This window comes from Rhizobium sp. 10PS4, from assembly GCF_032464805.1.
In the GTDB taxonomy this organism is placed as follows: Bacteria; Pseudomonadota; Alphaproteobacteria; order Rhizobiales; family Rhizobiaceae; genus Rhizobium; species Rhizobium laguerreae.
Genome location: NZ_JAWDIW010000010.1, coordinates 280839 through 294770, shown reverse-complemented (window position 1 = coordinate 294770; position 13932 = coordinate 280839). Strand labels below are relative to the sequence as shown.

15 protein-coding genes are annotated in these 13932 nt (G+C 61.6%); 8 read left to right on the top strand and 7 right to left on the bottom strand.

Features of this window, described 5'->3' with window-relative positions; genetic code table 11:
• Window positions 1-53: 53 nt before the first annotated feature.
• Both ctaD and coxB read right to left on the bottom strand, forming a co-directional pair.
• Window positions 54-1769, bottom strand: a complete 1716-nt coding sequence (ctaD, locus tag RWJ89_RS20710) for a cytochrome c oxidase subunit I (RefSeq protein WP_316031359.1) — start codon at window positions 1767-1769, stop codon at window positions 54-56.
• A gap of 16 nt (window positions 1770-1785) precedes the next feature.
• On the bottom strand, window positions 1786-2670 hold the full coding sequence (gene coxB / locus RWJ89_RS20705; protein ID WP_038613824.1) for a cytochrome c oxidase subunit II: 885 nt from the start codon (window positions 2668-2670) through the stop codon (window positions 1786-1788).
• A gap of 316 nt (window positions 2671-2986) precedes the next feature.
• Here coxB and RWJ89_RS20700 point away from each other — a divergent pair, with 316 nt between their 5' ends.
• The 3 genes from RWJ89_RS20700 (at window position 2987) to RWJ89_RS20690 (ending at window position 6001) form a co-directional block, all read left to right on the top strand.
• Window positions 2987-3655: an invasion associated locus B family protein gene (locus tag RWJ89_RS20700; RefSeq protein ID WP_025393462.1), complete on the top strand. Its 669-nt coding sequence runs from the start codon at window positions 2987-2989 to the stop codon at window positions 3653-3655.
• Between the two features lie 422 nt (window positions 3656-4077).
• The gene (tldD, locus tag RWJ89_RS20695) at window positions 4078-5493 is read left to right on the top strand and encodes a metalloprotease TldD (protein ID WP_131666140.1); all 1416 of its coding nucleotides are present in this window, start codon (window positions 4078-4080) and stop codon (window positions 5491-5493) included.
• Window positions 5494-5509: 16 nt separating this feature from the next.
• Window positions 5510-6001, top strand: coding sequence for a GNAT family N-acetyltransferase (locus tag RWJ89_RS20690; RefSeq protein ID WP_316031358.1), 492 nt, complete (start codon window positions 5510-5512; stop codon window positions 5999-6001).
• A 114-nt stretch (window positions 6002-6115) separates the two neighbouring features.
• Here RWJ89_RS20690 and RWJ89_RS20685 read toward each other — a convergent pair whose 3' ends face one another.
• Window positions 6116-6433: a MazG nucleotide pyrophosphohydrolase domain-containing protein gene (locus RWJ89_RS20685; RefSeq protein WP_129418170.1), complete on the bottom strand. Its 318-nt coding sequence runs from the start codon at window positions 6431-6433 to the stop codon at window positions 6116-6118.
• 83 nt (window positions 6434-6516) lie between these two features.
• On the bottom strand, window positions 6517-7800 hold the full coding sequence (locus RWJ89_RS20680) for a D-alanyl-D-alanine carboxypeptidase family protein (RefSeq protein ID WP_316031357.1): 1284 nt from the start codon (window positions 7798-7800) through the stop codon (window positions 6517-6519).
• Between the two features lie 262 nt (window positions 7801-8062).
• On the opposite strand from RWJ89_RS20680, the gene RWJ89_RS20675 reads away from it, so the two are divergent.
• Window positions 8063-9100, top strand: a complete 1038-nt coding sequence (locus RWJ89_RS20675; RefSeq protein ID WP_221947025.1) for a polysaccharide deacetylase family protein — start codon at window positions 8063-8065, stop codon at window positions 9098-9100.
• Window positions 9101-9105: 5 nt separating this feature from the next.
• Here RWJ89_RS20675 and pdxH read toward each other — a convergent pair whose 3' ends face one another.
• Window positions 9106-9726 (bottom strand): pyridoxamine 5'-phosphate oxidase, encoded by a 621-nt coding sequence (gene pdxH, locus RWJ89_RS20670; protein ID WP_168284325.1) that lies wholly within the window; start codon window positions 9724-9726, stop codon window positions 9106-9108.
• 65 nt (window positions 9727-9791) lie between these two features.
• Between pdxH and RWJ89_RS20665 the strand changes: the two genes are divergently transcribed.
• The 4 genes from RWJ89_RS20665 (at window position 9792) to RWJ89_RS20650 (ending at window position 13296) form a co-directional block, all read left to right on the top strand.
• The gene (locus tag RWJ89_RS20665; protein ID WP_131666135.1) at window positions 9792-10250 is read left to right on the top strand and encodes an RT0821/Lpp0805 family surface protein; all 459 of its coding nucleotides are present in this window, start codon (window positions 9792-9794) and stop codon (window positions 10248-10250) included.
• 274 nt (window positions 10251-10524) lie between these two features.
• Window positions 10525-11742, top strand: a complete 1218-nt coding sequence (locus RWJ89_RS20660) for a J domain-containing protein (protein ID WP_206105929.1) — start codon at window positions 10525-10527, stop codon at window positions 11740-11742.
• 121 nt (window positions 11743-11863) lie between these two features.
• Window positions 11864-12682 carry an enoyl-ACP reductase FabI gene (fabI, locus tag RWJ89_RS20655; protein ID WP_131666133.1) on the top strand — a complete coding sequence of 273 codons (819 nt, stop codon included), beginning with the start codon at window positions 11864-11866 and terminating at the stop codon, window positions 12680-12682.
• A 23-nt stretch (window positions 12683-12705) separates the two neighbouring features.
• Window positions 12706-13296 carry a histidine phosphatase family protein gene (locus tag RWJ89_RS20650; RefSeq protein ID WP_168271431.1) on the top strand — a complete coding sequence of 197 codons (591 nt, stop codon included), beginning with the start codon at window positions 12706-12708 and terminating at the stop codon, window positions 13294-13296.
• Between the two features lie 22 nt (window positions 13297-13318).
• Here the strand turns inward: RWJ89_RS20650 and RWJ89_RS20645 are convergent, their stop codons facing one another.
• Window positions 13319-13561, bottom strand: coding sequence for a DUF1902 domain-containing protein (locus tag RWJ89_RS20645; RefSeq protein WP_316031356.1), 243 nt, complete (start codon window positions 13559-13561; stop codon window positions 13319-13321).
• Window positions 13562-13584: 23 nt separating this feature from the next.
• Window positions 13585-13845: a DUF1344 domain-containing protein gene (locus tag RWJ89_RS20640; protein WP_003569889.1), complete on the bottom strand. Its 261-nt coding sequence runs from the start codon at window positions 13843-13845 to the stop codon at window positions 13585-13587.
• Window positions 13846-13932 lie beyond the last annotated feature (87 nt).

The following is a 13932-nucleotide window of genomic DNA, read 5'->3' as shown; positions in this document are numbered from 1 at the left end:
TGTCTTACGATCAGGACGCCGTATCGAAGGCGGCGTCCTGATGCCCGCGCAATTTACTTGATGCGCGGAAGCTGTTCCCACTGGTGATAGGGCGGCGGCGAAGGCAGCTGCCATTCGAGCGTCGTAGCACCCTCACCCCACGGATTGTCGCCGGCGACGCGCTTCCTGGCGAAGGCTTCGAAGACGCCGTAGAGGAAGATCAGCACACCGAAGGCCGAGATGTAGGAGCCGATCGAGGAAACGTAGTTCCAGCCGGCAAAAGCATCCGGATAATCGATGTAGCGGCGCGGCATGCCGGCGAGGCCGAGGAAGTGCTGCGGGAAGAACACCAGGTTGACGCCGATGAACATGACCCAGAAATGCAGCTTGCCGACCAGCTCGTTGTACAGGTAGCCGGTCATTTTCGGGAACCAGTAGTACCAGCCGGCGAAGATCGCAAAGACGGCGCCGAGCGACAGAACGTAGTGGAAGTGGGCCACGACGTAATAGGTGTCATGCAGCGAGCGGTCGAGACCGGCATTGGCGAGCTGGACGCCGGTGACGCCGCCGACCGTGAACAGGAAGATGAAGCCGATCGCCCAGAGCATCGGTGTGCGGAACGAGATCGAGCCGCCCCACATCGTCGCGATCCAGGAGAAGATCTTCACGCCCGTCGGAACGGCGATGACCATCGTCGCGAAAACGAAGTAGCGCTGCGCGTCGAGCGACAGGCCGACCGTGTACATGTGGTGGGCCCAGACGACGAAGCCGACGGCGCCGATCGCGACCATGGCGTAGGCCATGCCGAGATAGCCGAAGATCGGCTTTTTCGAGAAGGTCGAGATGATGTGGCTGACCATGCCGAAGCCCGGCAGGATGAGAATGTAGACCTCGGGGTGACCGAAGAACCAGAACAGGTGCTGGTAGAGGATCGGATCGCCGCCGCCTTCCGGAGAGAAGAACGCAGTGCCGAAATTGCGGTCGGTGAGCAGCATGGTGATGCCGCCAGCCAGAACCGGCAGCGACAGCAGCAGCAGGAAGGCGGTGATCAGCACGGACCAGGCAAACAGCGGCATCTTGTGCAGTGTCATGCCCGGAGCGCGCATATTGAGGATCGTGGTGATGAAGTTGATCGCACCGAGGATCGACGAGGCGCCGGCGATGTGAAGTGCGAAGATCGCAAGGTCTACCGCCGGTCCCGGCGTGCCGCTTGTCGCCAGCGGCGGATACATCGTCCAGCCGCCACCGGTGCCATAGGCGCCTGCCGGACCTTCGACGAACATCGACAGCAGCAGCAGCGCGAAGGCGGGAACGATCAGCCAGAAGGAGATATTGTTGAGGCGCGGGAAGGCCATATCAGGCGCGCCGATCATGATCGGCACCATCCAGTTGGCGAAACCGCCGATCATCGCCGGCATGACCATGAAGAAGATCATGATCAGCGCGTGCGCTGTCGTGAACATGTTGAACATCTGCTTGGCGCCGTCGATCGCGGCATCGCCCTCATAGCCGTAGACCATCGAGGCCAGGCCGTGGAAGATCTGGATGCCCGGCTCCTGCAGCTCCATGCGCATGGCAACCGACAGCGCGCCGCCGATGATGCCGGCAATGATCGCGAAGATCAGGTAGAGCGTGCCGATGTCCTTGTGGTTGGTCGAGAACAGCCAGCGATTGGCAAAGCTCGGCTTGTGCCCGTGATCGTCATGCGCGTGGTCATGATGGGCGGCGTGATCGCCATGCGTGCGATCGTGATCATGAGAATGATTGTCGTGAGCGGAAGGTCCAGCCATTGTCCCGATCCCCTTATTACTGTGCTTCGGCGACGTTGACGGTCTTTGCGGGACCATCGGTTGCGGCCATGAGTGTCTTGTAGGCGCCGGGCAGGTCGCTGGCGGCTGCGGTCAGCCACTGCTTGTACTTGTCCTCGGAGACGACGCGGATGGCGATCGGCATGAACGCATGGTCCTTGCCGCAGAGTTCGGAACACTGGCCGTAGAACAGGCCTTCGCGCTCGGCCTTGAACCAGGTCTCGTTCAGGCGGCCCGGCACGGCATCGATCTTGACGCCGAAGGAAGGCATGGCGAAAGCATGAATGACGTCGGTGGGTGCTGCGGTCACGAGAACGCGGACCGTCTTGTTGACCGGCAGGACCAGTTCGTTGTCGACCGCGAGAAGCCGCGGATAGATCGACTTGTCTTCCTTGCCGGCAGCCGGGCGGTCCTGATCCTTCAAGAGGTAGGAATCGAAAGCCAGCGGGCTTTCGCCCGAACCTTCATATTCGTAGTTCCACTGCCACTGGGTAGCGGTCGCCTTGATCGTCACGTCCGGGTTTTCGGGCAGCGTCAGCTGCGCCGTCAGCAGGTTGAACGAGGGAATGGCAAGAAAAAGCAGCACCAGGACCGGCCCCACGGTCCAGGCAATCTCGATCAGCGTGTTGTGGCTCGTCTTCGAGGGAACCGGGTTCGCGCTGGCGCGGAACTTGAAACAGACGACGATGAGCAGGACCAGCACGAAGAGCGTGATCGGAACGATAAACCACAGGGTATATTGTTCGAACCATTGGATTTCCCGCATGATCGGCGTTGCCGCCGGCTGCAGCGTCGCCTGCCACGGCGTCGGCTGGTCGGCATATGTGCCGGAAGCAAAAAGCAGACAGACCAGCGTGGTCAGGGCTGCATAAGCCTTCTTCATCACCTTAGTATCTCCCTCGAGCGCTTGACCTGCAAAATAGAACGCAGAATCCTTGCCATCTTCAGCGCTTCAAACCACAGTTTGGCATTTGCCGCAACAGGTCAGAGCAATTGTCTATGCGGCATTTTTGCTCAAAGCATAGGCAGGCTCGAACGGCAAAACATCCCAAGTTTTTCATCAGCATATGAAAAATCGGCTTTCCGGCCAATCCGCGCGCGAAACATTATTTCGCAAAGGTCCAATTTCCGCCGCAGTCCCCCGGTTTTCACGGGGTGGGGCTTTTCATTTTTGGTGGGCAGCTTCAACAATAGCCGCAATGATTCGATATCCAGAGGTTTCCATGGGTTTCCGTTCCCTCGCGCAGTCGCTTCTCCTGACTGCCAGCATCGCGGCCGCAGCGACGACGCCCGTTTTCGCCCAGCAGCAACCCACTCCGTCACAGGCCGCGCCCCCGGCTTCCGCGCCGGCGCCGGCCCCTGCTCCGGCGCCGCAACAGCCGAGTGCGGCCAAACCGAATGTCGAACCGGTGACACCTGGCCAGACACAACCGCCGGCGCCGGGCACGGTGAAGTCCAATCATGGCGCATGGTCCGTCGTCTGCGACAAGCCGGCGGGTGCGGCGACCGAGCAATGCGCGCTGATGCAGAATGTCATCGCCGAGGATCGGCCGGAGGTCGGGCTTTCCGTCGTCGTCCTGAAGACGGCCGATCGCAAGTCGAAGATTCTCCGCGTGCTGGCACCGCTTGGCGTGCTGCTACCGAACGGCCTCGGGCTCAATGTCGACGGCAAGGATATCGGCCGCGCCTATTTCGTCCGCTGCTTTGCCGACGGCTGCTACGCCGAGGTCGTGCTCGAGGACGAGTTGCTCAAGACCTTTCGCAGCGGTGCGCAGGCCACCTTCATCGTCTTCCAGACCCCGGAAGAAGGCATCGGCATCCCCGTCGACCTCAAGGGCTTCGCCGAAGGCTTCGACGCTCTGCCGTGATGCGGGGGCTGCGAGTTCCCTGTTTCGGCCTCGAAGCGCGTTTCGAGTTGCGCGGGCTTTGTCAGCCGGCTGAGGCGGTGGTAAAGGCGCTAATTGGGCGGTGAAAGCACGCACATATGCGCTCACCTCCCTCATTCCTGTGCTCGTCACAGGAATCCAGTGCGCCCAAGTCCTTGGGCGCGGGAGACATTTTGGCTGTTGCAGTGATTCACTCACCGCGCGGACGCGCGGTGGCTGGATTCCTGTGACGAGCACAGGAATGAGGGTGGGATACGGCGGCGCCTCACCACAAAGCCATTCCATTTCCAATATCGCCCTGCCCAAAAAAGAATAATTCGACGGCGGGGCTTCACTCCTTATGATGTCGAGCCCTATCTAGGGAGTCAGTGCACTCCTGAACGCATGCCCAATGGAGCCATACCATGAACACCGATCTCCTGACGCTTTTCGATGCCGACGAAGCCACGATGCGTGGCCTTGTCGCCGAGGCCCTGTCCGGCGCCGATGATGGCGAACTGTTCATCGAGCATGCGCAGGCGGAAGCGCTGACCTTCGACAATGGCCGGCTCAAGGGCGGCAGCTTCAATACCGAACAGGGTTTCGGCCTGCGCGCCGTTGCCGGCGAAGCGGTCGGCTATGCCCATGCCGGCGATCTTTCGGTGGCGGCGCTGAAGCGGGCGACCGATGCCGTCGGCGCGGTGACACGCGGCTATTCCGGCTCCTACGCGGCAGCGCCCCAGGGCACCAACAAGAAATTCTACAGCGACGAGAACCCGATCGGTCAGCCGAGCTTCGAGGAGAAGGTCAAGGTCCTGCAGGACATCGACGCCTATCTCAGGAGTAAGGATGACAAGGTGCGCCAGGTGACGGCCTCGGTTGCCGCAAGCTGGCAGGTCGTCGATATCCTGCGCGCCGACGGACACCGTGTGCGCGACATCAGGCCGATGACACGCATCAACATTTCGGTGATGGTCGGCGAAGGCGATCGGCAGGAGAGCGGCTCCTATGGCCACGGCGGGCGCATCGGCTTCGGCGATTTCATCGCCGAAGGCAGCTGGCAATACGGCGCCGACGAGGCGCTGCGCCAGGCGCTCGTCAATATCGAGGCGATCGATGCGCCGGCGGGCACGATGGACGTGGTGCTCGGCTCCGGCTGGCCGGGCGTGATGCTGCATGAGGCCGTTGGTCACGGGCTGGAAGGCGATTTCAACCGCAAGAAGACTTCGGCCTTTGCCGGTCTTCTCGGCCAGATGGTCGCCGCTCCCGGCGTCACTGTCGTCGATGACGGCACGATCGACAATCGCCGCGGCTCGATCACCATCGATGACGAGGGTACGCCGTCCGCCTACAACGTGCTGATCGAAAACGGCAAGCTCGTCGGCTATATGCAGGACCGGCAGAATGCCCGGCTGATGGGCATGGCGCCCACCGGCAACGGCCGCCGCCAGGGCTATTCCCATGTACCGATGCCGCGCATGACCAACACCTATATGCTCGGTGGCGACAAGACGCCCGAGGAGATCATCGCCTCGGTGAAGAAGGGCATCTATGCCGTCTCCTTCGGCGGCGGCCAGGTGGACATCACCTCCGGCAAGTTCGTCTTCGGCTGCACCGAGGCCTATCTGATCGAGAACGGCAAGGTCGGCGCGCCGATCAAGGGGGCGATGCTGATCGGCAACGGCCCGGATGCGATGAAGCGGGTGTCGATGATCGGCAACGACATGAAGCTCGATACCGGCATCGGAAATTGCGGCAAGGCCGGCCAATGGGTTCCCGTCGGCGTCGGCCAGCCGCATCTGCGCATGGATCAGGTGACGGTCGGCGGCACGCAGACCTGAGGCGAAAGGATCCGTCATGGCGGACGTCGAAATCAGAACCTTCACCGCCGATGACGCCGATGCCGTGCTCTCGGTGATCCTGCCGATCCAGCGCGAGGAATTTGGCATCGATATCACTGCGGATGAGCAGCCGGATCTTAGGGTCATCCCGGATTTCTACCAGTCCGGCAAGGGGCAGTTCTGGGTCGCCGTCAAGGATGGCGCCATCGTCGGCACCGTCGGGCTCAAGGATATCGGCAACAACCAAGCGGCGCTGCGCAAGATGTTCGTCTCAGCTGAAGTTCGCGGCTCCGAGCATGGCGTGGCCGCACGGCTTCTCGATCGGCTGTTTGCCCATGCCAGGGATGTCGGCCTCACCGATATCTTCCTCGGAACGACGGACAAGTTCGTCGCCGCGCATCGCTTCTACGAGAAGAACGGCTTTAGCGAGATCGCCAAGAGCGCCCTGCCCCGTGCCTTCCCGCTGATGGCGGTGGATAGCAAATTCTACCGCTATAAGGTCGGCTGACTTAAGCTGCGGGAGAATCCTGGTGCGGTTGACGACGGACAGCCTCGCCTAAAGCGCGTCACATCGACTATGCCCGTCGCCCCCAAACACACTGCGCATTTTCGGCGCGTTGCATCAGCTCTTCGACGTTTGCGCCGGCTGAAACAGCCACTTCCGTTCGATCGCGGCGGCAAGGTCGATATCGTTGTGTCGGGCGAAAAGCAGGAGGTGGCCGAGGACGTCGGCGGTCTCATCGGCAAGGTCTTGCTGCATATCTTCCGGTGAACGCCCCTTCGCACGACCGCGCCCGGTCAGCCGGTTCCAGGCCTGTGTCAGCTCGCCCATTTCCTCCTGCAGTTTCAGAAGGAACCAATCGGCATCACGCTCGATGCCGTGGGCCGCGACATGGGTGGAGGAAGAAATTTCGAACTGGTCGGCGAGACGGCGCAGCATGAGCGTTCTCCTTTTGTTTATGGAGGAGAACCTGATTCCCAACAATTGTCCAGAACGGGATTGTCCAGACCGCCGCGCGGCAATCAGCCGTGGTCCGGCAGCAGCATGCAGTCATAGGAGCGCTGCTTCAACGCATCGCAGGCCGAGACGGCGGCATCCTTGCTGGCGAAGCCGACGAAGCGGGCGCGATAGATCCTGTTGACCCCCTGCCCGACCGCCTCCGTATAGGGCGAGGCGGAGACGAGCGGTGCGCCGCCTTCCGACTTCGCCTGGGCGAGAAGCGCACGCGCCGCATCGGCACTCGGTGCGGCCGAGATCTGGATCTGCCAGTCGCCATTGGTCTTCTCTGCCGATGTCTTCGGTGTCTTGCCGGCGTTGAGGATCTCGTCCATCGCGACGGGACGCTCCAGCGGCACGACGGTATCGTCGGCATAGGCCAGGCTCTTGGCTGCGAGATCATCGGCCGGGCGCGGTGCGTTGAGCGGCACCGGAACATCGGAGGCCTCGGCGGCGGACGCGACTTCGACGGGTTCCCTCGCGCCGACGCTCGCCACCAGCTTTGCGCCGCCGGAAGACGAGGCACGGCCGAGATAACGGTCGAGCAAACCAGCCATCTTGGCGTCGCGGCTGCGGGCCGTGCGGCCACCGAGCACGACGCCAATCACGCGGCGGTTGCCGTCTCTGACGGCGCTGACGAGATTGAAGCCGGAGGCGTTGGTATAACCGGTCTTGATGCCGTCCATGCCCTGGTAGCGGTACATGAGATTGTTGTGGCCGCGCACCGTCCGGCCGCGGAAATTGAAACTGGCCGTCGAAAACAGCCGGTATTCGTTCGGATAATTCTTCATCAGCGCGATGGCGAGCGTCGACATGTCACGCGCCGTCGTGACCTGTCGGCCGTCCGGCAGGCCGGAGGCATTAATGAAAACGGTGCGGCTCATGCCGAGCTGGCGGGCTTTGGCCGTCATCACCCGGGCAAAGCCGCTTTCCGAGCCGGCGAGCTTCTCACCCATGGCGGAGGCGGCATCATTGGCGGATTTGACGATCATGCCATAGACCGCCTCGCGCACGGTGATCGTGCCGCCCGCCTTGACGCCAAGCTTGGTCGGCGGGCGTGCAGCGGCGTATTTCGACATCCGGATCGGGGTGTCCCAGGTGATCTTGCCGCGCTTCAACGCCTCGAAGGTGAGATAGAGCGTCATCATCTTCGTCAGCGAGGCCGGATGGTTCAGCGTATCGGCGTTTTCGGAGGCGAGAACCTTGCCGGTCCGGGCATCGAGGATCAGCGAAGCGTTACCGGCAAGGGCCGCAAGCGGCGCCGAAACGGCAAGCGTTACGGTCAAAACAGCCGCCAAAAGCTTTCTCATGCACTTTCCCCTCATACCCTGGCCCCTTATACGCTGGCCCCTGATGCGCAGCCCTTGATGCGGGCTCTCCGTCAGACCGGCATTTGTGCCGTAATGTGACAGAAGCCGTAAGTTTGGCGCGACTTTGAGGCAACGCCTATCATTTTTCTAGTCTTTTCATCGTCTTGGTAAACAGGAAATGAAAGACCCGTGCCGGATCGGGATTCAGCAAGGCTTAAGTCGCACTTGCTAGTTTCCTGAAAAGGCAAGGGATAGGCGCCGCATGACGGGACAATTCAAGCGATTGGGCAAGCGACTGGCGATCGGCGCCGGGCTCGAGTTTTCCTGGCTGCTCGCGTCAGTCGGACTGATGCGCGAAGCACGCGGGCGCGGCGTCGTCTTCACGCTGCATCATGTCCGCCCGCACCTGCCCCAGGCCTTCGAGCCGAATGCGCATCTCGAAATCACTCCCCGTTTTCTCGATGCGGCGCTGCGGCGGCTGCGGCGAGAGGGCTACCGCTTCGTGCCGCTCGATCAGGTGCCGGCGCTGCTGGCGGAGCCCGAAGGCGCAAAGCCCTTCGCTGCCTTCACGCTCGACGACGGATACAGCAACAATCTGGAACATGCGCTGCCGGTGTTCGAGCGGCATCAGGCGCCGTTCACGGTGTTCGTCGCCAAGGGTTTTGCCGAAGGCTCTCACAGCATCTGGTGGGAGACGCTCGCCGTCCTCCTGCGCCGGCCAAGCGAAATCTACTTCGATTTCGGCCGCGGCAGAGAGCGCCTGGCGCTGGACAGCCCGCAGCAGCAATGGCATGCCTTCGACCGCTTTGCCTGGTATATCCACGGCTCCGACGAGTCACGCGCCGTCGCGGCCATCGATCTGCTGGCGCGGGAGAACGGCATCGAGCCGACGGATATCGTCCGCGAGCTGGTGATGGGACCTGGCGAATTGCAATGGCTGGCGGCTCATCCGCTCGCAACGCTCGGCGCCCATACGATCAGCCATCGCGCGCTCGCCCGCCTGCCGGAAGCCGAAGCGCGAATCGAGATGCAGGTTTCGGCGGACTACGTCGAGGCGGTGACCGGCATCCGTCCCGAGACGATCGCCTATCCCTATGGCACGCCGGAGGCTGCGACCGCCCGCGAGGCGCGCATCGCTCGCAATCTCGGCTTTACCCTTGCGGTCACCACGCAGCCCGGGCTGCCGTCAGCGCAATTGACCGGCTATCTCCCGCGCATTTCGCTCAACGGCTTCTATCAGAAGCGACGCTACGTCTCGGCCCTTGCCTCCGGCATACCGTTGAAGCTGATGGGCAGGTAAGCCCGTTACGGATACATCCGCACCTTCTCCCATTCGCCTTCCGGTAATGGGCGGCGGAATTCGACCCGGTCATGCAGGCGGAATTTCTGGTCCTTCCAGAATTCGATCGAGGTCGGCCGAATGCGGAAGCCCGACCAGTGGGCGGGGCGCGGAATCTCGCCGATGGCATAACGGGCGGTATATTCGGCCACGGCCTTTTCCAGCGCGAAACGGCTTTCGAGCGGGCGGGATTGTCTGGAGGCCCAGGCGCCGATGCGGCTGCCGCGCGCCCGCGTCTTGAAATAGGCGTCCGCTTCGGCATCGGTGACGATCTCGACGGGGCCGCGCAGCCTGACCTGACGACGCAGGCTTTTCCAGTGAAAGCACATGGCCGCCTTTTTCTGGCCGAGAATTTCGCGGCCTTTCTGGCTCTCGAAATTGGTGTAAAAGACGAAACCGTCGTCGTCGAATCCCTTCAGGAGAACCATGCGGACATTGGGAAGACCATCCTCATCGACCGTTGCCAGCGCCACCGCATTGGGGTCATTGGGCTCGGAAGCCTCGGCTTCTTTCAGCCATTCGGCAAAGAGCTTGAAGGGCTCGCCACTTTCGGTAAAGTCACCGCTTGTTAACTCGTTTGCCGACATATTGGTTCAAATGCCCCGGATTATTCAAAACTCGCCCAGCTTTTGATAACTGGACAGGATGCAGGGTGGAAGTCATAGCAAAGTCATCTCGCCATACAAAGGGCCTGCGGCGACGCAGCAGTGTGTTCTTCGTCACCGGCGTCGCGATATTGTCGCTGTCCGGCTGCGTCGGCGGCGGCATGGATTTCCTGAGTGAAGCCAAGGTCGACCGGTCGGTGGCAACCGGCACCGTGTCGCAGACGCCGCCGAGCACCGATACGCTTTCCGACGAAATGACCGTGCGCAACGCCGTAACCTCGGCCGATGTGCAAAGGCTCGAGGGCCAGCCGCTTCCCTGGGCGAACGCATCGACCGGCAGTGCCGGCGTCATCGATACGATCGTCGAGAACAATGAGTCCGGCCAGGTCTGCCGCCAGTTCCGCACCACCCGCCATTCCTATGTCGGCATTGCCAAATTCTACGGCAAGACCTGCCTCGTCGGCGGCGGCAACTGGCAGCTTCTGAGCTTTCAGCCGGAAAGCTGATCTTCCTAAGGTCGTTCAAATATTACAGCGTCCTTTGCGCGTCGAAAAGACGCGGGGGCGCCCTCCCCAACAGGTTAACGCGTGACCGCTTTCTGCCGAATGCTTAGCAAAGAGCTAACCATTTACCGCGAAACACCGCACATCTCTTCACAGAAATAACAGGTGATTAGCAACTCGGCCCGCAGGATCGGCGTTGAGAGTGGCTGTTCCTGCCTTTGCGGCGGGTGACGCCACACACGTTTTATTGGACGGGGATGCCGGGCAAGGACGAGGCTTGCCGCATCGCAACACCGGCGGTTTTGACATGCGCGATCCTTACAAAATTCTGGGCGTCAAGCGCGACGCGGCAGCAGACGAGATCAAGGCGGCCTGGCGCAACATGGCCAAATCAGCCCATCCCGACCACAATCAGGACGACCCGACGGCGACGGCCCGGTTCGCCGAGATCGGCCGCGCCTATGAAACCCTGAAGGACCCGCGCAAACGCAGCCTATTCGACAATGCGGTGCGGATGGCTGAAGCCAAGAAGCACGAACAGACGATCATGCAGCAGCGCCAGGCCGCCCGCGAGGCGGCCGTGCGCGCCAAGGCGGCGCAGGCCAATGCCGAGCGCGTGATGGAAGAGCTGGCGCGCGCCGCCCAGAAGGCGGCGGCCGACGGCAACAGGCAACAGGCAGGCGCTACCGAGGCCGCCGACGAGATGGTGGATCGCATTTTTGGCGCCCAGGCCCGCGCGGCCGGCGGCGGCCAGGCGCAGGGTCGCGCTCAGCAGACGCAATATCAGCAGGCCCAAAATCAGCAGACACAAAACGCTCAGGGCGATGCCGGCAGGCGCGTGGATGGCGATGCCGCCGAGGCCGACACCAAGGGCGACGAGGAAGCGAGCGACGCTGGGGCCAATGCCGCCGCCAACCTGTCGCTGCCGCTCAGCATCCTGACGAACCTGGTGCGCCGTTTCACCGGTGCCAAGGATACCGGCCTCGAGAAAGCACCGGACGAGGTGACGACGGCGACGGTCACGATCGACGACGTGTTGAAGAGCAGCTGGATCACCGCATCGTTGCCGGAGGGCCGCGAAATCGGCTTCGCATTGCCGGCAGGCACGACCGACGGTCACGAGATCAGGCTCAAGGGACAGGGCTTCAAGCTGCCTGGCATGCAGCGCGGCGACGCCGTCATCAACATTCGCATCGCACCCGATCCGCGCTTTACGGTCGACGGTTTCGATCTGCACGCCGTGCTGCCGCTCAGCATCGAAAATGCCGTGCTCGGCACTGAGGCGCGTATCGAAGGACCGAGCGGGCCGCTGAACGTGACGATCCCCGCATGGTCCGGCTCGGACAAGACGATTAGAATTCCCGGCCAGGGATTGCCTCGCGAAGAGGGCGGCAGAGGCGATCTGGTCGTCGAGTTGCGCATTATCTTGTGGGAAAAACCCGACGACAAAATCACCGATCTCATGCGGAGCATGCGCGAAGGCCTGTTCCTATGAAATTTTTATGACATTCGCACCCTTTATTACGATCCCTAACAGTTGATGATCCAGGCCAAGCTTGAACCGATTAACGGCCTATGCCATAGGCAGGATCGATCAGAATCCTAGGGAGCGAAATATGGCTCAAGCATCCGGCCTCATGGCAGGCAAACGCGGCGTCATCATGGGTGTCGCCAACAATCGTTCGATTGCGTGGGGTATTGCCAAGGCCATTCATGCGCAGGGCGGAGAAGTCGCGTTCACCTATCAGGGCGATGCGCTGAAGAAGCGCGTCGAGCCGCTCGCTGCCGAAATCGGCGCGACGCTCGTCGGCCACTGTGACGTCGCCGATGAAGCCACCATCGATGAGGTTTTCGAGAACGTCGAAAAGCTGTGGGGCAAGATCGATTTCCTCGTGCATGCGATCGGCTTTTCCGACAAGGACGAGCTGACCGGCCGCTACGTCGATACCTCGGCCGACAATTTCGCCAAGACGATGCAGATCTCCGTCTATTCCTTCACCTCGGTCGCACGCCGCGCCGAGAAGCTGATGACGGATGGCGGCGCCATGCTGACGCTGACCTATTACGGCGCCGAAAAAGTGATGCCGAACTATAACGTCATGGGTGTCGCCAAGGCCGCGCTCGAAGCGAGCGTCAAATATCTCGCAGTCGACCTCGGGCCGCAGAACATCCGCGTCAACGCGGTTTCGGCCGGACCGATCAAGACGCTTGCCGCCTCGGGCATCGGCGATTTCCGCTACATTCTGAAGTGGAACGAATATAACGCGCCGCTGCGCCGCACCGTCACCATCGAGGAAGTCGGCGATGTCGGCCTCTACCTCCTGTCGGACCTGTCGCGCTCCGTCACCGGCGAAGTGCACCATGCCGACAGCGGCTATCATGTCATCGGCATGAAGGCGGTCGACGCGCCCGACATTTCCGTCGTCAAGGACTGATTTCTCCATATGGATGCGAGACCGTGCTTATCTACGTGATCAGACACGGCCAGACCGCCTGGAATGCCGAGCGCCGCCTGCAGGGTCAGAAGGATATCCCGATGAATGCCACGGGCCTGGAACAGGCCCGGCAGAACGGCATCGCGCTTGCAGGGATTCTCGGCGACACGATCGACCAGTTCGATTTCGTCGCAAGCCCGCTCCAGCGCACACGCGCCACGATGGAAATCATGCGCACCGCCATGGGCCTGCCGCCGCTGGCCTATCGCACCGATCCGAGGCTGGTGGAAATTTCCTTTGGCGACTGGGAGGGCTCGACGATCAAGGAGCTGAAGGCGACGCAGCGCGAGCGGGTGGCGGAACGCAACGCCTCGAAATGGGATTTCATCCCGCCTGGCGATGACGCGGAAAGCTATGAAATCCTCTCCTGGCGCACAGGCTCTTGGCTAAACTCCGTCGATCGTCCGACGGTCTGCGTCACCCATGGTGGCGTCATCCGCACGCTGTTCCAGACGATCGCCGACCTGCCGAAAAGCAGCGCTGCGGAAGGTGCGATCCCGCAGGACCGGATCGCCAGGATCGAAACCAATGAGCGGACGATCGTCTGGCTGTAGGCATTGCCAGCCTGCCATGCGCTCAGTAGGTCGGATTGGGGATGCGAACGAGCTGTTCCGCCATGATGTGGACGGGGATTTCCGGCAGGCTCGAGGTGAAGCCGTTCAGCTCGAAAAGGTCGGTTATAACAGCGACGACTTTGGGCTCGAGGGTTTCGAAAGTATCGGCCTCGACGGCCAGCCCTTCGATATCGTCGTTACTGGCAACCCAAACACCAGCCTCTTCATCCCAATCCGCGCGCACTATGATCGAGGCGTGCTTCATCCGGTCATTCTCCAGAGAACTGCCTATTTAACGATATCGAGATCGTTGATGACGCGCTTGCCGTCGACCTCGGTATAGAAGACGATCACCTTCACGCCGGCTTCGAGGCCGTCGAAATTGAATTCCTCGGGCGCCTGATAGGTTTTGCCGTCATCGAGCGTCAGCACGAGGTTGGCCGTGTCGACCTTCTTGATCGTCGCTTCGACATCGGCGCTCTCGGCAAAACCGCTCATCGGTGACAGGAAGCTTGCTGTTGCCAAAAGCGTGGCGACGACGAAACGCATGGCGACAATCCTTTTAAGACGCTGCACGAGAACATGACTGGTCACAGATAAGCTCCTGAATATGGCGAAAATTGCCCTTAAGAATGG